Origin of the sequence: Agrobacterium sp. CFBP2214 (assembly GCF_030209895.1) — a bacterium.
Classification (GTDB): domain Bacteria; phylum Pseudomonadota; class Alphaproteobacteria; order Rhizobiales; family Rhizobiaceae; genus Agrobacterium; species Agrobacterium radiobacter.
Genome location: NZ_JARVRC010000003.1, coordinates 219,841 through 237,973, shown reverse-complemented (window position 1 = coordinate 237,973; position 18,133 = coordinate 219,841). Strand labels below are relative to the sequence as shown.

The 18,133-nt window shown below is 59.0% G+C and carries 14 protein-coding genes and 1 tRNA gene; 8 read left to right on the top strand and 7 right to left on the bottom strand.

What is annotated here, in order from left to right:
* Positions 1-29: 29 nt before the first annotated feature.
* The 5 genes from QRN60_RS08345 to QRN60_RS08325 form a co-directional block, all read right to left on the bottom strand.
* Complete coding sequence (locus tag QRN60_RS08345) at positions 30-3,848, bottom strand: vitamin B12-dependent ribonucleotide reductase (protein WP_129564979.1); 3,819 nt, start codon at positions 3,846-3,848, stop codon at positions 30-32.
* Positions 3,838-3,969 carry a hypothetical protein gene (locus QRN60_RS08340; protein WP_020812850.1) on the bottom strand — a complete coding sequence of 44 codons (132 nt, stop codon included), beginning with the start codon at positions 3,967-3,969 and terminating at the stop codon, positions 3,838-3,840. The genes QRN60_RS08345 and QRN60_RS08340 overlap by 11 nt, the downstream gene beginning before the upstream one ends.
* A gap of 556 nt (positions 3,970-4,525) precedes the next feature.
* Positions 4,526-5,023 (bottom strand): xanthine phosphoribosyltransferase, encoded by a 498-nt coding sequence (gpt, locus tag QRN60_RS08335; protein ID WP_060724333.1) that lies wholly within the window; start codon positions 5,021-5,023, stop codon positions 4,526-4,528.
* A gap of 299 nt (positions 5,024-5,322) precedes the next feature.
* Positions 5,323-6,168: a universal stress protein gene (locus tag QRN60_RS08330; protein WP_087744131.1), complete on the bottom strand. Its 846-nt coding sequence runs from the start codon at positions 6,166-6,168 to the stop codon at positions 5,323-5,325.
* 103 nt (positions 6,169-6,271) lie between these two features.
* Positions 6,272-7,063, bottom strand: coding sequence for a competence/damage-inducible protein A (locus QRN60_RS08325; protein ID WP_060724326.1), 792 nt, complete (start codon positions 7,061-7,063; stop codon positions 6,272-6,274).
* Between the two features lie 278 nt (positions 7,064-7,341).
* On the opposite strand from QRN60_RS08325, the gene wrbA reads away from it, so the two are divergent.
* Positions 7,342-7,941: an NAD(P)H:quinone oxidoreductase type IV gene (gene wrbA / locus QRN60_RS08320; RefSeq protein WP_031233953.1), complete on the top strand. Its 600-nt coding sequence runs from the start codon at positions 7,342-7,344 to the stop codon at positions 7,939-7,941.
* A 512-nt stretch (positions 7,942-8,453) separates the two neighbouring features.
* Here the strand turns inward: wrbA and QRN60_RS08315 are convergent.
* Together QRN60_RS08315 and QRN60_RS08310 are read right to left on the bottom strand one after the other, a co-directional pair.
* Positions 8,454-8,699, bottom strand: a complete 246-nt coding sequence (locus QRN60_RS08315) for a DUF982 domain-containing protein (protein WP_003509748.1) — start codon at positions 8,697-8,699, stop codon at positions 8,454-8,456.
* 94 nt (positions 8,700-8,793) lie between these two features.
* Complete coding sequence (locus QRN60_RS08310) at positions 8,794-9,096, bottom strand: hypothetical protein (RefSeq protein WP_003509745.1); 303 nt, start codon at positions 9,094-9,096, stop codon at positions 8,794-8,796.
* Between the two features lie 707 nt (positions 9,097-9,803).
* Here QRN60_RS08310 and QRN60_RS08305 point away from each other — a divergent pair.
* The 7 genes from QRN60_RS08305 (at position 9,804) to QRN60_RS08275 (ending at position 17,604) form a co-directional block, all read left to right on the top strand.
* Positions 9,804-9,956, top strand: a complete 153-nt coding sequence (locus QRN60_RS08305) for a DUF3309 family protein (protein WP_003495626.1) — start codon at positions 9,804-9,806, stop codon at positions 9,954-9,956.
* Between the two features lie 240 nt (positions 9,957-10,196).
* Positions 10,197-10,270: transfer RNA gene (locus tag QRN60_RS08300), tRNA-Cys, on the top strand.
* A 91-nt stretch (positions 10,271-10,361) separates the two neighbouring features.
* A complete protein-coding gene (locus QRN60_RS08295; protein WP_129564978.1) occupies positions 10,362-10,559 on the top strand; it encodes a hypothetical protein in 198 nt (65 codons plus the stop codon).
* 183 nt (positions 10,560-10,742) lie between these two features.
* Entirely contained in the window at positions 10,743-11,414 is a 672-nt protein-coding gene (locus tag QRN60_RS08290) for a protein-L-isoaspartate O-methyltransferase family protein (RefSeq protein WP_020810546.1), read from the top strand.
* Between the two features lie 391 nt (positions 11,415-11,805).
* A complete protein-coding gene (popZ, locus tag QRN60_RS08285) occupies positions 11,806-12,792 on the top strand; it encodes a cell division protein PopZ (RefSeq protein WP_129564977.1) in 987 nt (328 codons plus the stop codon).
* 219 nt (positions 12,793-13,011) lie between these two features.
* Positions 13,012-15,855: a valine--tRNA ligase gene (locus QRN60_RS08280; protein WP_113076807.1), complete on the top strand. Its 2,844-nt coding sequence runs from the start codon at positions 13,012-13,014 to the stop codon at positions 15,853-15,855.
* 459 nt (positions 15,856-16,314) lie between these two features.
* Entirely contained in the window at positions 16,315-17,604 is a 1,290-nt protein-coding gene (locus QRN60_RS08275) for an outer membrane protein transport protein (protein WP_003509739.1), read from the top strand.
* The last annotated feature ends 529 nt before the right edge of the window (positions 17,605-18,133 follow it).

Below are 18,133 nucleotides of genomic sequence, written 5' to 3'. Positions count from 1 at the left end.
CAGGTTCCGAGAAACCTTGTTGCCCTTGCTTAGCTGCAGCCGCTCGTCGCACCGCAGGTATCGCACTTCTCGCAAGTGCCATTCCGCACCATCGTGAAGTTCTGGCATTCCGAGCACATGTTGCCGGTATAGCCCTGTGCAATCGAGCGCATGCGGCGTTCGTTTTCCACCTTCTTGGCTTCCGTCTTGGCCGATGCAGCGTCGGCGGCGGCCTTGTCGGAGAAGAGGGCGGTGGCGGTCTGCTTGGTTTCCTGAACCACGTCGTCGATTACCTCTTCGGCAATCTCTTCCGCCAGTTCCTTGGCGCGCTCTTCATAATCGCGCTTGAAGGAGACGATTTCCGAGGTGGAAATCGCGACTGTCGGTTCCAGCTTGCGGGCGGCGGAGCCTGCAAACGAGGTCACGTTGGCCGACGCGCGGGCAGGGGCTGCCGTTGCCGAGCCCTTGGGTTCGGAACCGGCGCGGTCGCCTTCGTTGCTGGAAACCAGCGTCGGCTTGTAACCGCGTGTCCAGCCGGTGGAGAGCAGATTGGTCTTGCCTTCCTGGATACCCTTGCCAAGCGCCGTATTGGAGAAGTCAGACGTATCGACATGGGCGAGATCGTGGCGGCCGAGATAGGAGACGGCGAGTTCGCGGAACACGTAGTCGAGGATCGACGTGGCGTTCTTGATCGCGTCGTTGCCCTGCACCATGCCGGCCGGTTCGAACTTGGTGAAGGTGAAGGCCTCCACATATTCTTCCAGCGGCACGCCATATTGCAGGCCGAGCGAAATGGCGATGGCGAAGTTGTTCATCATCGCACGGAAAGCGGCGCCTTCCTTGTGCATGTCGATGAAGATTTCGCCGATGCGGCCGTCACCGAATTCACCGGTGCGCAGATACACCTTGTGACCGCCGACCGTTGCCTTCTGGGTGTAACCCTGACGGCGGTTCGGCAGCTTTTCACGCTCGCGCGAAACCCGCTCGATGACGCGTTCGACGATCTTTTCGGTGATCGTCACGGCCTGCTGTGCGAGCGGCTGCTGGACCAGTTCCTCGACGAAATCTTCGTCGTCCTCATCTTCCACCAGCGAGGCGTTGAGCGGCTGGGAAAGCTTGGAACCATCGCGGTAAAGGGCGTTGGCTTTCAGCGCCAGCTTCCACGACAGCATGTAGGCGCTGCCGCAATCCTCGACAGTCGCATCATTCGGCATGTTGATCGTTTTGGAGATTGCACCCGAGATGAAGGGCTGTGCCGCCGCCATCATGCGGATGTGCGATTCGACCGAGAGGTAACGCTTGCCGATCTTGCCGCAGGGGTTGGCGCAATCGAAGACCGGCAGGTGCTCGTTCTTCAGGAACGGTGCGCCTTCCAGCGTCATCGCGCCGCAGACGTGAACGTTCGCCGCTTCGATGTCCTTCTTGGCAAAGCCGAGATGCTCGAGCAGGTTGAAGCTCATGTCGGAGAGCTGCTCGTCGGAAACCTTGAGCGTCTCCTTGAGGAAGTCGGCGCCGAGCGTCCACTGGTTGAAGACGAACTTGATGTCGAAGGCGCTCTTCAGCGCAGCGTTGACGGCTTCGATCTTCTCATCGGTGAAGCCCTTGGCCTTCAGCGTTGAGGGGTTGATGGCCGGCGCCTGGTTGAGATTGCCATGGCCGACGGCATAGGCCTCGATCTCGGCGATCTGGCTTTCGGAATAACCGAGCGAACGCAGGGCATCCGGAACCGCGCGGTTGATGATCTTGAAGTAGCCGCCGCCGGCGAGCTTCTTGAACTTCACCAGCGCGAAGTCGGGTTCGATGCCGGTCGTGTCGCAATCCATCACGAGGCCGATCGTGCCGGTCGGCGCGATAACCGTCGTCTGGGCGTTGCGGTAGCCGTTCTTTTCGCCAAGTTCCAGCGCCTTGTCCCAGGCGGCTGTCGCATGGGCGATGAGGTCCTGATCCGTGCAATCGGCGTGGATGAGTGCGACGGGGTTGACCGAAAGGCCCTCATAACCATCCGACAGGCCATGGGCGGCGCGGCGGTGGTTGCGAATGACGCGCAGCATGTTGTCGCGGTTCGGCGCAAAGCTCGGGAAGGGGCCAAGCTCGCCGGCCATTTCAGCCGAAGTTGCGTAGGAGACACCCGTCATGATCGCGGTCAGCGCACCGGCAATGGCGCGGCCCTCATCGCTGTCATAGGGAATGCCCGAGGACATCAGGAGGCCGCCGATATTGGCGTAACCGAGACCAAGCGTGCGGTATTCATAGGAGCGTTCGGCAATCTGGCGCGACGGGAACTGCGCCATCATCACGGAAACTTCGAGCACGACGGTCCACAGGCGGACGGCATGTTCATAGTCGGCGATGTCGATGCGCTTCGTCGCCTGATCCTTGAACTGCAAGAGGTTCAGCGAGGCAAGGTTGCAGGCCGTGTCGTCGAGGAACATGTATTCCGAGCACGGGTTCGAAGCGCGGATCGGGCCTTCGGCCGGCGAAGTGTGCCAGTCGTTCATGGTGGTGTTGAAGTGCAGGCCCGGGTCGGCCGATGCCCAGGCGGCATGGGAAATCTTTTCCCAGAGATCGCGGGCCTTCAGCGTCTTCATCACCTTGCCGTCCTTGCGGGCGGTGAGGTTCCAGTCGCCGTCATTTTCGACAGCGCGCAGGAAGTCATCCTTCAGCGAGACGGAGTTATTGGAATTCTGGCCTGAAACCGTGAGGTAGGCTTCCGAATCCCAATCCGTGTCATAGGTCTTGAACTGGATGTCCTTGTAACCCTGTTCGGCGAACTGGATGACGCGCTTGACGTAGTTTTCCGGCACCATGTCCTTCTTGGCGGCGCGGATTTCGCGCTTCAGGGCAGGGTTCTTGGCCGGGTCGAAGCAATCACCATTGTCAGCCTCGCAATTGACGCAGGCCTTCATGATCGCTTTCAGGTGCTTGGCGACGATCTTCGAGCCGGTGACGAGCGCGGCAACCTTCTGCTCCTCGTTCACCTTCCAGTCGATATAGGCTTCGATATCCGGGTGGTCGGCATCGACAACCACCATCTTTGCTGCACGACGGGTCGTGCCGCCGGACTTGATGGCGCCGGCTGCGCGGTCGCCGATCTTGAGGAAGCTCATCAGGCCGGAGGAGCGGCCGCCGCCGGAGAGCTTTTCGCCTTCGCCGCGCAGATAGGAGAAGTTGGAGCCGGTGCCGGAGCCATATTTGAACAGGCGCGCTTCACGCACCCACAGGTCCATGATGCCGCCTTCATTGACGAGGTCGTCTTCAACGGACTGGATGAAGCAGGCATGCGGCTGCGGATGTTCGTAAGCGGATTTGGACTTGGTCAGCTTGCCCGTGAAGGGGTCGACATAGAAGTGGCCCTGGCCGGGACCGTCAATGCCATAGGCCCAGTGCAGGCCGGTGTTGAACCATTGCGGGGAATTCGGAGCAACGCGCTGGGTGGCGAGCATATAGGCAAGCTCGTCGCGGAAGGCCAGCGCATCTTCTTCGGACGAGAAATATTTGCCCTTCCAGCCCCAATAGGCCCAGGTGCCGGCCAGACGGTCGAAAACCTGGCGCGCATCGGTCTCGGAACCGAAACGTTCGGCTTCCGGAACGTCCTTCAACGCCTTTTCATCGGGAACGGAGCGCCAGAGGAAGGAAGGAACGTCGTTTTCCTCAACCTTCTTCAGGAACTTCGGCACACCGGCCTTGCGGAAATATTTCTGCGCCAGAACGTCTGTGGCAACCTGGGAAAACTGCGCGGGAACGTCGATGTCAGCCAGACGGAACACGATCGATCCATCCGGGTTCTTGATTTCACTGACGGCCTTGCGGAAGTCGATTTCCGCGTAAGGCGATTGGCCGGGCTTCGTGAAGCGGCGTTCAATGCGCATGGTTTCTGTCCTCGTCCATTGGGCGCCCGGTGGAGGGCGCAAAAATCCGGTCCAGCCGTGCGATGCCTTCGCGCAGCCGGTTGTTGCCGATCTGTAAGGGATGTTCATCCTTGGATGTCATCCCTGTATCTCGTGGCTTATTCGGCTGCAAGCATGTCATGGAATACTAAATATAGTATCAACAGCTTCCTGCCGCCAGTCCCCGCGTCATGTTTTTGGCGGTTCCGAAAGGTGCGCAAAAGCCTGCGGCGAACCGCCCCCTCATGGCCGGGACGCCGCTTTGGACATGCGCGCTGAAGATGGAGAAGAACCGGCCTCGTTACTTTCCGGTCCGTTGCCGCCGCAACATAAATGTCACTTTCCTCTCGCGGCACAGATTCGTCAAGCCATAGATTGAAACCCATTTTTAACCACAAGATATTGTGTGAAGTGCCTGTGGAAAACGGGGATAGGAAAAGCGATTAGAAAAATCAGTGACTTGGCGGGAAAATTTGAAGCTTGCGCGAGACTGGTTTCCGCAACGGAAAGACAAAACCCCGCATTTCCGGGGTGAGGCATAATGGCGACACTGCGGTTTTTCCGTGTTTTTCCGCCGTCGTCAAAGAAGGCTTTTCTCCAAAAAAAACCGCCCTCGGCGGGGCGGTTTTTTTGTCCGATTTTCTAATGGCGGCCGGCAATCAGCCGCGCGATCCCTTGGCGATCGGCTCCTGATAGGTGAAGCCCATGTCCCAGGGAAAATAAATCCAGGTATCCTGGCTGACTTCGGTGACGAAGGTGTCGATGGTCGGCACGCCCTTCGGCTTGGCATAAACACAGGCGAAATGCGCCTTCGGCAGCATTTCGCGCACTTCAAGCGCGGTCTTGCCGGTATCGGTCAGGTCGTCGACAACAAGTACGCCTTCGCCGGCATCGCTCGTCAGTTCCGGGGCCACGCCCTTCAGCAGAACCGTGTCGCCCTGGTTCACATAGTCATGACGCGTGGCGATGCAGACCGTGTCGATCATGCGGATATTCAGTTCACGGGAAATGATCGCCGCCGGCACGAGGCCGCCGCGGGTGATACAGACGATTGCCCGGAACTCTTTGTCGAGACCGGCAAGACGCCAGGCAAGCGCACGGGCGTCGCGGTGGAACTGGTCCCAGGAAACGGGAAAGGCTTTATCGGGAAGGGACATGTCGTCTACCATCTGGTCAAAATTGTCGATGGCTTTGGCTAATAGCCGCAAGACCGGCAAAAAGGCAAGCTTTCCGCTAAAAGGACAGGGCGGGAGATTGCCGCCTGTTTCTTCTCCCCGCCGGGGAGAAGGTGGCCCGAAGGGTCGGATGAGGGGGAAGCCTCACCGCATATCTCGACTGTCGCCCCCTCATCCCGCTGCCGCGGACTTCTCCCCGGCGGGGAGAAGAAACAAGCGGTGATCGCTGTTATAATGCGGGATACGGAGGGTATGCGGCATTGTTTGCGCCGCATCCTTATTCAACGCGACAGCAGCGTCATCGCCGTCATGGAATCGAGCAGCGTGCGCGTCACGCCGCCGAACAGCAGCTCCCACCAGCGGGAATGGCCATAAGCGCCCATGACCAGAAGGTCGATGCTGTTGTCCGACAGGCGGTTCTCGATGGCGGCCTGCGGCGAGATCCCTGCGATCTTTTCCTGCGAGGTGACGGTGACATTGACGCCGTGGCGGGCGAGGGTTGCGGCCAGTTCCGCGCCGGCAAGGCCGGAAGACTGCGTTTCGCTTTCGGCCTGATCGACGGAGAAAATCTCGACACTGTCTGCGGCCTTCAGGAAGGGCAGGGCGTCGAAGGTGGCGCGGGTCGCCTCGCGCGAGCCGTTCCAGGCGATCAGGACGCGCTTGATCGGTTTGGCGACGGTCAGCACATGCGGCACGAGGAGAACGGGGCGGCCGCTTTCATAAAGGAAGCCGTCAATATCCGAGCGGCTGTCTGACAGTGCAGAGGAGCTGCTCTGGCGGGCGACGATGAGATCGGCGCAGCGCGCGCTGTCGATCGCCGATGCGGAGGCGTAACCCACCGAGGTGACGAAGCTGCGCCATTCATGCGAGATGCCATTGGCGGACAGGGTGTGCTCGAAGATAGTCCCGACGTCGGTGGTTTCCTTGTGCGCCACATCCTGCAGCGCCTGCACGGTGGCGGGATCGGGAATCTCCATCGGCGCGACGAGCGGAACGGCGGCCAGCGTTTCCATGTGCAGGCCAATCACATGCGAGGAAAACTGGTCGGCAAGGCTCACCACGAATTCGCCGAGCTTCTGCGTGTTCGAAACATTATCGACCACTGCCAATATCGTTTTGTAACCCATTTCTCTCTCCTCGGTGACATCTAGTTTCTAGGGGGAGAGTGGCCGTCTTCGCCGATGGCCACCTTGATTTTGGTCAAACTTTTTTGTTTCAGGCCTTTTCGTTTCAGGCGGTTGCATCGCCCTTGCTGGCGGCCAATTGTTTCTCCTGGCCGATGGTTTCGATCATGGCCGCAACCGCTTCGGTCGCCGCCTTCAGCACGCCAGCGTCGCGGGCGCGCACGACGATCTCCGTCGAAAAACGCTGCCCGTCATATTTCGGATAGGAGCCGATGCTGGTTTCGGGATGCGCCTTCTGGATGGCCGTCAGCGGCGTGCCGATATCACCTTCGCCATAGGGCGAACGCACCGCCTGCGACATGACTTTCGCGCCGGTGCGCAGCGTCGGCATGACATTGTCGAGCATGGCCTGGAACACCTGCGGCACGCCGGCCATGACGTGGACATTGCCGATGACGAAGCCGGGGGCGACGGAAACGGGGTTGGCGATGTGGGCGGCGCCTCTCGGCATGCGCGCCATGCGCTTGCGCGCCTCGGTGAATTCCATTTCGCGGACGCGATACATGTCACCGAGCAGGCGCAGCGCCTCGGCGTCGTGTTCGCAGGGCAGGCCGAATGCCACTGATACCGCATCCGCGGTGATGTCGTCATGGGTCGGGCCGATGCCGCCCGAGGTGAAGACATAATCATAACGGCTGCGCAGCGCGTTCAGCGCTTCCACGATCGCTTCCTCCTCGTCGGCGACGATGCGCACTTCCTTCAGGTCAATTCCGGACATGGTGAGCACATCCGCGAGGTGCCCGATATTCTTGTCCTTGGTGCGGCCCGAAAGCAGTTCGTCGCCGATGGCAAGCATGGCGGCGGTAACAACGGAGGAGGTGGAGGAGGGGTTGGACATGGGTGCACTCGTCATCTGTTTTGTCAGACGTTAACGCCGCGCCAGTGCGAATGCAAAGCGGTTTTAAAGAAACGCAAAACGGGGATTGGTTGACGATGGCATCGAGTGTTCACTCATCGTGAACAGTGCGTATGCCAATCCCCGGCTGGCGAGAGACCGATCCGTCCGCTACGTTTTTGTCATACGGTTTTTACAGGTCAACGCCGATGATCATCGAGTTTTTAAAGAAGCTTGTCGCCGGTACGCCGGAAACAGTTCCAGCAAAGGAAACGAAGAGAATGACGAAGGTTCTGGTACTTTATTACTCCTCTTACGGCCATATCGAGAAAATGGCCTATGCGGTTGCCGAGGGCGTGAAGTCCACCGGCGCGGAAGCCGTGGTGAAGCGCGTTCCCGAACTCGTTCCGGAAGAGGTTGCCAAGTCCTCCCACTTCAAGCTGGACCAGCCGGCTCCGGTGGCGACGGTGGACGAACTGGCGGGTTACGATGCGATCATCGTCGGCGCCGGCACGCGTTTCGGCACGGTGGCGTCGCAGATGCGCAATTTCTGGGACCAGACCGGTGGCCTGTGGTTCAGTGGCAAGCTGGTCGGCAAGGTCGGCTCGGCCTTCACCTCGTCCGCCACCCAGCATGGCGGTCAAGAATCCACCATTCTCGGCTTCATCCCCACCTTCCTGCACCACGGCATGGCCGTTGTCGGCCTGCCCTATGCTTTCCAGGGCCAGATGGGCGTTGATGAAATCAAGGGCGGTTCGCCCTATGGCGCCTCCACCATCACCGATGGCGATGGTTCGCGTCAGCCTTCCGAAATCGAGCTGGAAGCCGCTCGTTATCAGGGCGCCCATGTCGCCAAGCTGGCCGCCAAGCTTTCTGCCTGATGTGATGATTTGTTGAAACAGAAATGCGGCCCAAAAGGCCGCATTTTTTACGCCGGAACGTCAAGTCGCCGGTTCTGTCGGAGATAGATTTTTGAGGTGGGTCAAATCGGCAGGTTGACCATGAAAAGGCAGCTTGCGACCACGAAGCCGATCATCGAGATTTCGAGAAAACCGTTCAATCCGTCACGCATTCCAACCCTCCTCCTGTTGAGTGAAAAGAGAACGGTCAAAGTTTATCGCGGTTCCATAACGAAAGAATGAAATTCAGGAAATTCTAAAATCCAGCCTCTCCGCCTTTCGACGGAGGGCGTTTTCACGCTTCAGCCTGTGACGACGAAGGCGACCACGAGGTGGCCGAGAAGGCCGATCGCCAGGCAGGAGAGGAGAAAAATGAACAGGGCTTTTTTCATGTTTCCGGAAGCTTCCATCTGTTGCGATCCATCGAACCTGTCTTGTTGAAAACGTAGCGCTGCAGGCGGCATTTATAGTCTGCGGCCCCAGTTATTGCGCCATCAGGCCTTGATATCGAGGCCCGCTTCGATTGCGGCTGCGATGAAGGCCTTGCGCGCGTCCTCGGGCTTTTTCCGGCCTGCATCGACGGCGGCGCAGATCAGCAGCGCCTTGTCCAGCGCATCGCCGTCTTCTATCGGCCAGTCCTCGATCAGCGCCCAGGAGGCGGCCTGCGTGGTTTCGATGCTCGTGTAATCGCCCGGCGTTTCGAACGCGATCAGGACGGGTTTTTGCCAGCGCGTATTCATCGCCTATCCATCTTGGTTGTTGCGCCCGGCTCTAAACGAACCGGTCAGGATGCGCAATCCCGTTGCGGATGCGTTTCTGCCGGTTGCGGTGCGGTCAGTCGTCGCGCCCGAACAGCCAGTCGCGAATGATGCGCCGGTCGATGAGTTCCAGCGAGCGGTCGGGCGCAATGCGATAGGTTTCCACCGCCCTTGTGCTGCCGTCTATGCGGAATTCGTGGCTGAAGGTGCTGCCGATCGGTGATTTCGTCAGCTTTGTGCGCGGCTGGCCCCTGTAGATGATGCTGCCGGGGATGGGTTCGACATAGGGCGCGGGGCCGACATAGGCGGTCGTGCCGGCGGTGCATCCGGCAAGTGCCAGTGCAAGCGCTATAGTGGCCGATGATGCGAGCGTTTTCATCCTGTCCTCCGAAGTGCGTCTGTGAAAACGAGATGGAGGCGCGGCGGTTCCCGGCGGGCAAGGGGCCGGAGGCGATTTTCCCCGACTATTTGCTTTTCGGATTCTGAATGTCGCGCGCGACCCAGCGAAAGAAAAAGTAGACGAGCAGGCCAAAGATGAAAAGCGGGATGAGGTTCGCAAAACCGGACATATGATTCTCGTTTCTCCCTCCCGGCACGGGGTCTAGCCGGACTGAAACCGGCAAGGCAAGGCAAAGGCGTGACACGGTCGGTAAAATATCCGTGTGCCTGCAAAGGAGAATTTGAGGCCCTTGGGGAGGGGCGGGAGAGATCTGGCGCACTGCCAGTGATGCCAGATCTCTCCGTCTCCCGCCAGTTTCAGGGTACGGGGGACTGGCGCTTAATATGACGGACAACTGCCGATAGACATAGGCCGAGAAATTACCACGAATAAATCGCTGGTTTGGTCGATCCGCGTGAGGGCAGGCCTGTCATTCGCATCCGGAGCTTCCCGCCGCGATATAATTAGCCAGAGAATTACTTCAGGAGACGGGAGCAAGGGCCGCATTCTTGAACTGCCGGTGTAACCCGTTGAAACGGAACAGGATGCCTGCCTGCAATTATGCTGCCGGACCTGCAGGAAAGGGAACTTTTTGCGCGTTTCATCATTCAATCAGGCAGACACATGCCAACAGTGGAGGGTTACACATGCTCGGCACCATCCTCGTCATCCTGCTCATTCTTTTCCTGATCGGCGCGCTGCCCAGCTGGGGTTACCATAATTACGGCTACGGCCCCTCGGGTGGTCTCGGACTGGTTCTGGTCATCGTCTTGATCCTGGTCCTGCTTGGACGGATCTGACCGATCGGCATATAAGATGCAGCATTGCCCGCGACGGCGCAAACGCGCCGGATGCGGGCTTTGTTTTCTTCCGAGATATGAAGCAGATACAAAAAGCTTCGGAATCTTAAGCGCTTAGGTGACCCACTTTTGCTGCGTGCCGGTCCTATCCGAAAAAACACTACATTCGGAACGAACCCTCTTGCGCCCATAATGGATTCGTTCTAAATGCCCGCCATCGCTTGATTGATGAGCGTCTGAGGCCTCGTGGCGGAGTGGTGACGCAGAGGACTGCAAATCCTTGTACCCCGGTTCAATTCCGGGCGAGGCCTCCAAATTTCTCCACCATCGGCATTACATCAGATCTGCGACCCGTAGATGACGCGCATGCGCGCTGTTTTTTTGGCCAGAATGCAGGAGAAGAGCGTGGATCAGGATCGGCAGGACAAGGCGGGCAACGGCAGGAACCGCAGGCTCTGGCCATGGCTGCTCCTCGGTGTCGTGACTGTCTTGGCGATCTATGCCTATGTGACGACGATCCAGATGATCGAGGACCTGACGCAGCTTTGGAGCGATCTCGTTCAGCTTTTCTGCTGGATCATGCCGGATATTCCTGCTTCCTGACGATGCGATTCACGCCAATCGCGGGAAATTTACATCACCCTCCGGTGCTTTTTAGGACCCCAGCCAATGAGCGCGCTTGAAAGCGCAGCCTCTGGCAATTATGAGATTGTTTTAACGGTCGGCTGCATCTTCCGACTTGGGCTGGTTTTTGGCCCCTATCCGTGAAATTGAGGCGATAAGGACATGATGGATTTCGAAACCGCACGCGCCAATATGGTCGACAGCCAGTTGCGCACGACCGACGTGACGTCGCATTCCGTGCTGAAGGCGTTTTTGAGCGTGCCGCGCGAGGCTTTCGTGCCGGCGGGCGTGCGGCAGATTGCCTATGTGGACGAGGACCTGCAGATCTGTCCCGCCCGCGACGGCCGCCCGGCCCGTTATGTCATGAAGACTTCGCCGCTGGCGAAGCTGCTGCAGCTTTCGGCCGTATCGAAGGAAGACGTCGTCCTGGAAGTCGGCGGTGGTGCAGGTTATGCGGCTGCCATTCTTTCCCAGCTTGCCGGTTCGGTGGTTTCGCTCGAAAGCGATGAGGCGCTGGCCGCACAGGCGACCGAGACGCTGGCTTCGCTCGGATATGACAATGTCGCCGTCGTGACCGGCGATCTCGAAAAGGGCTATGCGGGCGAAGCGCCCTATGACCTCATTTTCATCAATGGCTCGGTGGAAGAAGTGCCGGCGGCGTTGATCGATCAGCTCCGCGACGGCGGACGTCTGGTTGTCGTTGTCGGATATGGCGGAGCCGCGAAGGCCACCGTCTATCGCCGCGATGGTAACGGCACATCGGCCGCTACCTTCTTCAATGCGTCGGTCAAGCCGGTGCCGGGTTTTGCCAAGGCGGCTGAATTCGTTTTCTGATCGGCAAACGATCATCGTCTTTTTGACGCCGGGGTGGACTTTCCGCCCCGGCGTTTTTGCGTTTGGTTTGCCGGAAGAGCGCTTCCTCCCGGCCGCTCTCACAAAGCTGTGCATCATCACGAAACTTGTCGAATCAGTGATTTAGTTCCTCGCTATGCTGACCTAAACTAAGGGTGATTCGGGGTGTGCGTATTTCTGCCCCGCATGATCCTGTGACAGGGACGGCAAAATTGCTCAAGCGCTTTGGCCGACCATGTTTCAGAGCATCGGTGTGACGATCGATTTTGGTTGTCGGAAACGCGATGTGCGAATTGAACAGGTCAAGGAGCGCTTCATCCGATGTCCGTGGGATGCGGTAAGGGCGCTCGAAGAGTGGAAACCGGGGATTGATATGGCTCAGCCAAGCGTAGCGCGTGAACCGTCCATGGAAGAGATTCTGGCGTCTATCCGCCGGATCATCGAAAGCAACGAGACCGGACCCACCGGCGCGTTTTCCGGGCAGTTGCCGCCGGTCTATGACGATGAAGACGAGGCTGCAAGCGAAGCGGCCTTCGTGGCGGAGCCCATCAGCCCGCCGGCACGCGTTCCCCCCGCCGCAAACCAGGCTTTTGGCGCACGGCCTGCGCAGGATTTTTCGCCGATTTCTGAAGGGCCCATGGCTGAACGGCAGGAAAGCTCTGCCGAAAAGACCATGTCGCTTGCCGATGTCGCCGCCCGTGTGCGTGCTGCCGCCGACCGTAACGCCGCCATGGGACCGCAGGCTTTCGCCGCGCAGGCGCAGCGTGGCGCGGCCGAGACCGGGTTGCCGGCCGCAGCCGCCCCGAATGTATCGCAGCCTTCGTCCGTATCGTCTTCCGACCGCGCCGCGCCGCAGCGTCCGACGGATGTTCGGCCGCTGATGGCAGCCGTGGTGGCCGCAGGTGTGAACGAGCAGCCGGCATCTTTTGCCGCTGAGGATCGCGCCGCCGCTGCCGCCGTCGAAAGCGCGCCTTCGGCCGAAAGCCGTTTCGATCAGCTTACTCTGCGCGGTGCTATTGAAACGCCGCTGACAGCGGAGCGTTTCGACATCGCGGTGCTGAACCCTGTCGTTGATACGCCGACATTCGATCTGGCCGAGTTGCAGGCAAAAGACGAGGCGGATGTTGAGGGCGGCCTGTCGCTCAATCTGCTTTCCGCCGCTGCCGGTGCGCAGATCGCCCGTTCCTTCAGCGAGCTGGCGGAGGTTTTCGACGGTGTCGAGCGGCGCTCGATCGAGGATATGGCCGCCGAGATGCTGCGCCCGATGCTGCAGGACTGGCTGGAAGACAATCTGCCGACGCTGGTGGAGCGTCTCGTGCGCGAGGAAATCGAGCGCGTGGCGCGCGGTTCGCGCCGCTAAGTCCCGCTCTTGTCGCATCTGCAATTGCTGATGATGCGATGAAACAGCGGCCGCTCCGGCAACGGGGCGGCTTTTTTGTTGAAGATGAAGGTGTTATGGGGTCATAGTCACCCGTGGGTCCGCTCAATGGTTGGCTCGCGGGCGGGTTTCTGTTGACTCTCTCCCGTCCATCCTTATTTAAAAAAATCCACACAAGAACTCTAAAATTCAGGTCAGGAAATGCTCGAAAAGACCTACGATTCCGCATCCGTCGAACCGAAGATCGCCAAAGCCTGGGACGAGGCTAATGCTTTTCGTGCCGGCGCCAACGCCAAGCCGGGCGCGGAAACCTTCACCATCGTCATCCCGCCGCCGAATGTGACCGGCTCCCTGCATATGGGCCACGCGCTCAACAACACGCTGCAGGATATTCTGGTCCGCTTCGAGCGTATGCGCGGCAAGGACGTGCTGTGGCAGCCGGGCATGGACCATGCCGGCATCGCCACGCAGATGGTCGTCGAGCGCAAGCTGATGGAAAGCCAGCTTCCGGGCCGCCGCGAGATGGGCCGCGAGGCTTTCGTGGAGAAGGTCTGGGAATGGAAGGCTGAATCAGGTGGCCTGATCTTCAACCAGCTGAAACGCCTTGGCGCATCCTGCGACTGGTCGCGTGAGCGCTTCACCATGGATGAAGGTCTCTCCGAAGCTGTACTCGAAGTTTTCGTCACGCTCTACAAGCAGGGCCTGATCTATAAGGACAAGCGTCTGGTCAACTGGGACCCGAAGCTGCTGACCGCGATTTCCGACATGGAAGTCGAGCAGATCGAGGTCAAGGGCAATCTCTGGCACCTGCGCTACCCGCTCGAAAAGGGCGTTACCTATCAGTATCCGATCGCTTTCGATGAGGAGGGCAAGCCCACCGAGTTCGAGACCCGCGATTATATCGTCGTCGCCACGACGCGTCCGGAAACGATGCTCGGCGATACCGGTATTGCGGTGAACCCTGAGGATGAGCGTTACAAGGGCATTGTCGGCAAGCACGTCATCCTGCCGATCGTCGGCCGCAAGGTCCCGATCGTTGCCGATGACTATGCCGATCCGACCGCCGGCACGGGCGCCGTGAAGATCACGCCCGCGCATGACTTCAACGATTTCGAAGTCGGCAAGCGCTGCGGCCTGCGCGCCATCAATGTCATGAATATCGACGGCACGATCACCATCAAGGAGAACGAGGATTTCCTCGAAGGTCTCAGCCATCCCGCTGCGCTGCACGGCGCATGGGATCGTCTGGAAGGACAGGATCGCTTTACCGCGCGCAAGATCATCGTTGAAATCTTCGAAGAGGCCGGGCTGCTCGACAAGATCGAGCCGCACAAGCATGTGGTGCCGCATGGCGACCGCGGCGGCGTGCCGATCGAGCCGCGCCTGACCGACCAGTGGTGGGTGGACAACAAGACGCTGGCGCAGCCAGCGATTGCCTCGGTTCGCGAAGGCCGCACCAATTTTGTGCCGAAGAACTGGGAAAACACTTACTTCCAGTGGATGGAGAATATCCAGCCGTGGTGCATCTCGCGGCAATTGTGGTGGGGACACCAGATTCCCGCATGGTATGGCCCGGACGGGCAGGTCTTTGTTGAGAAGACCGAAGAAGAGGCCCTGCAGGCCGCCATCCAGCACTATATCGCCCATGAAGGTCCGTGGAAGGCCTGGGTCGAAGAGAAGCTTGAGAACTTCGCGCCGGGCGAAATCCTGACGCGCGACGAAGACGTGCTCGACACCTGGTTCTCGTCGGCGCTCTGGCCGTTCTCGACACTCGGCTGGCCCGAACAGACGCCGGAACTGGCGCGTTATTACCCGACCAACGTGCTGGTCACCGGTTTCGACATCATCCCCTTCTGGGTGGTGCGGATGATGCAGATGGGCCTGCATTTCATGAAGGACGACGCCGGCAATCCGGTTGAGCCCTTCAGCACGGTCTATATTCACGCGCTGGTTCGCGACAAGAACGGCCAGAAGATGTCGAAGTCCAAGGGCAACGTCATCGACCCGCTGGAACTGATCGACGAATACGGCGCGGATGCGCTGCGTTTCACGCTGGCCATCATGGCGGCGCAGGGTCGCGACGTGAAGCTCGATCCGGCACGTATCGCCGGTTACCGCAACTTCGGCACCAAGCTTTGGAACGCCACGCGCTTTGCCGAGATGAATGGCGTCAAGCGCGATCCGCACTTCCTGGCTGAAACCGCATCGTTGACCATCAACCGCTGGATCCTGACCGAGCTTGCCAATACGGCGCGCGACGTGACGGCGGCGCTTGAGAATTTCCGCTTCAACGATGCGTCAGGCATTCTCTATCGCTTCGTCTGGAACCAGTTCTGTGACTGGTATCTGGAACTGCTGAAGCCCGTCTTCGGCGGCGAGGACGAAAAGGCGAAACGGGAATCCCAGGCCTGTGCGGCCTATGTTCTGGAAGAAATCTACAAGCTCCTGCATCCCTTCATGCCCTTCATGACCGAAGAGCTTTGGGCGCACACGGCGGGCGAGGGCGAGGAGCGGGATGATCTGCTTTGCCTCACCGACTGGCCGACGCCGGAGTTCCGCGATGATGCCGCAGCTGCGGAAATCAACTGGCTGATCGATCTCGTTTCCGGCATCCGCTCCGCGCGCGCCGAAATGAATGTGCCGCCGGGCGCCACCGCCTCGCTTGTGGTCGTCGGCGCCAATACCTCCACCGAAGCGCGGCTCGACCGCCACGCCGCCGCCATCCGGCGCTTAGCACGGGCGGATGAAATCCGTGCCGCCGAGGTTGCGCCGAAGGGTTCCGCGCAGATCATCGTTGGCGAGGCGACGGTCTGCCTGCCGCTCGGCAACCTCGTTGATCTCGCGGCTGAGCAGACCCGTCTCGAAAAGGCGATCGGCAAGGTGGATGCGGAAATGGAGCGCATCGACAAAAAGCTGTCGAACGAAAAATTCGTGGCCAATGCCGATCCGGAAGTGGTTGCTGCCGAGCGCGAGCGCAAGGCCGAGCTGGAAGTGCAGCTTGCAAGCCTGAGAACGGCGCTCACACGGGTCAGCGAAGCGGGGTAATACCGCTTACGGCTTTGGAGAAACAAAAACGCCCCGTTTGAAACGGGGCGTTTTTTTGCTTTGGCGTAACAAGTCGTCTCGATTGATTGCTGCACTGCAATGGCGAATCATGTGCGCTCGAATGAGCGATTATTTCACGCCATTTTCAGCAAGAAACTGTCCGAACAGTTAAAAAAGCCAACAAAAACGGCCTGATAAGCGCGTTTCCTCGGGAAACCCGTGAGTGTGGTTATTTGGAGACAATTCCTGTCTCAAGTGGGAATTTGTTTCATTTTATGTCGGATTGCTTCAATTGGATTAGAAAAATAACCTAAAATGACTATGCAAGGGGATCGACATCAAATTCTTACGTAAAAAATGGAGAAGTGTCGCAGAACTGTGCCAGTGTGCGGCAGATTGTCATTTGCTGCGAAGCGCTTCACTCTTTTGATGATCACATTGCCTTGATTGGGGAGAGAGATGGCAAAAACTGCAATTTTTCGCGGCGCGGTATGTTTCGCAGTCAGCATCGCGGCGGTAACGCCTTCACTGGCGGGTGGCCTTGAGCGCGGTGGTTACAATATCGACCTGCTGTTCGATCCGTCCGATTATGTTCTCGACAGTTCCGCGACCTTTGTCGCGCCGCAGCGCAAGGTGGAGAATGCGCGGGACAATCCGCTGAAGAGCGGTCCTTTGCCTGCGGCCTGGTCAAGAAGCGCAGATGACTCTGAAAACTTCTGGTCGACCCGCGTCGGCGCCAAGGCGGCAATCGGCGATTTCGGCGACTGCATGTTCGACTATTCGCAGCCATGGGGCGCGCATCTCAATCCCGGCATCTGGCAGGGATCGAGCTACAATATCGAAACCAAGGTCAAGTCGCACAATTACGCCACCACCTGCCGGGTGAAGTTCGATCTTGGCAAGGGTGACTTCTCGATCATCGGCGGCGGCTTCTATCAGGAATTGAGCGGTTATAAATACCGTCAGGTTCTCGGCCCGGCCGTTCTGGGCCTCAATCCGGCCTGGTCCAGCTTCAGCGGCGTCGGCAAACTTGAGATGGAAGGTGACGGCTGGGGCTGGCGCGCCGGCATGGCCTATGAGATTCCCGAGATCGCGTTCCGTGCGAGCCTCGTTTACAACAGCGCCGTCGATCACGACCTGACCGGTTTCGCCGACGTCAGGGCGATCCCGCAGACGCCGCCGTCCATATCTCCCACGCTTGCAAAATACGGCGGCAAGCTCGTGCCGATCTATGGCTCTGTTTCCATGCCAGACAGTATCGAGCTCAAGGTGCAATCCGGTATTGCGCCGGACTGGCTTGCTTTCGGTTCGGTCAAGTGGACGGACTGGAGCCAGATTCAGGTCATTCCTTTCTGCGCGGTCGGCACGTCTCCCTGCGTTCCGAGTGGCGCAGACACGCTGAATACGCTCGACCTGTTCTATCGCGACGGCTGGACGATTTCCGGCGGCGTTGGTCACAAGTTCAACGAACAGTGGAGCGGTGCTGTAAGCCTGACCTGGGATCGCGGTACATCGACCGTCATCGGCACCCAGACCGATACCTGGACGCTGGGTACGCAGATCGTCTACTCCCCGAACAAGAACATCGAGTTCAAGATTGCCGGTGCTCTCGGCCTTCTCACCTCGGGTAGCTCGTCCATCAATGGCGGACCGTGCGGCGCAGGCTTCACCTGCGGCAACGAGGCAGGCTACGACTTCGGTAACGACCTCGTCGCAGCAATCTCGACCGGCGTGAAGGTCAAGTTCTGATACCATCCTTCCACAGATGCTAAAATAAAGGTCCGGTTTACCAACCGGGCCTTTTTTCATGCGCGACTATGATTCCTGCTCGATAAAATTTTCTAGCCCGAAAGTTTTGTGACGATTTGGCAACACTTTTCTGCAAGCGTGTGGTCGCGTTGGAATGTGAGCATATCTGTCCATTTCCCGCCACAAACAGGGTGCTTGGCTTATGTTTAGGGACGCGGGAATGAAAGAACATGCAGGCGTTTGATGTGGTGGTGCGCAAGGCCGGAAAGTGAAAACGGGTTTGGATTCAGGGTTTAAGCAAGTAATACGGGAATTGGGTCCGGCTTTCTTGTTTGGCGCTGACCGGTGGACGGTGAAATGCCGTTATATTGCCGGAAATTATGCCTATATCTGTCTCACTGGAAAATGAGGGCAATTGCCGCAGATGACCACCGGTGGTGCGCTGGAAAGTGCTGCCGGAAAGACGCAGTGTGTTCGAAAAATCGCGACCCGGCGGGTTCGGCTTTGCAGTATTCCGCAAGTATTGGCT

Bases quoted from the DNA above. Each gene is read 5' to 3' on its own strand.
- popZ (WP_129564977.1), top strand. From the start codon at position 11,806: ATGGCTCAGCCAAGCGTAGCGCGTGAACCGTCCATGGAAGAGATTCTG.
- QRN60_RS08305 (WP_003495626.1), top strand. From the start codon at position 9,804: ATGCTCGGCACCATCCTCGTCATCCTGCTCATTCTTTTCCTGATCGGC.
- QRN60_RS08280 (WP_113076807.1), top strand. From the start codon at position 13,012: ATGCTCGAAAAGACCTACGATTCCGCATCCGTCGAACCGAAGATCGCC.
- QRN60_RS08275 (WP_003509739.1), top strand. From the start codon at position 16,315: ATGGCAAAAACTGCAATTTTTCGCGGCGCGGTATGTTTCGCAGTCAGC.
- QRN60_RS08325 (WP_060724326.1), bottom strand. From the start codon at position 7,063: ATGTCCAACCCCTCCTCCACCTCCTCCGTTGTTACCGCCGCCATGCTT.
- wrbA (WP_031233953.1), top strand. From the start codon at position 7,342: ATGACGAAGGTTCTGGTACTTTATTACTCCTCTTACGGCCATATCGAG.
- gpt (WP_060724333.1), bottom strand. From the start codon at position 5,023: ATGTCCCTTCCCGATAAAGCCTTTCCCGTTTCCTGGGACCAGTTCCAC.
- QRN60_RS08315 (WP_003509748.1), bottom strand. From the start codon at position 8,699: ATGAATACGCGCTGGCAAAAACCCGTCCTGATCGCGTTCGAAACGCCG.
- QRN60_RS08330 (WP_087744131.1), bottom strand. From the start codon at position 6,168: ATGGGTTACAAAACGATATTGGCAGTGGTCGATAATGTTTCGAACACG.
- QRN60_RS08340 (WP_020812850.1), bottom strand. From the start codon at position 3,969: ATGACATCCAAGGATGAACATCCCTTACAGATCGGCAACAACCGGCTG.
- QRN60_RS08345 (WP_129564979.1), bottom strand. From the start codon at position 3,848: ATGCGCATTGAACGCCGCTTCACGAAGCCCGGCCAATCGCCTTACGCG.
- QRN60_RS08290 (WP_020810546.1), top strand. From the start codon at position 10,743: ATGATGGATTTCGAAACCGCACGCGCCAATATGGTCGACAGCCAGTTG.
- QRN60_RS08310 (WP_003509745.1), bottom strand. From the start codon at position 9,096: ATGAAAACGCTCGCATCATCGGCCACTATAGCGCTTGCACTGGCACTT.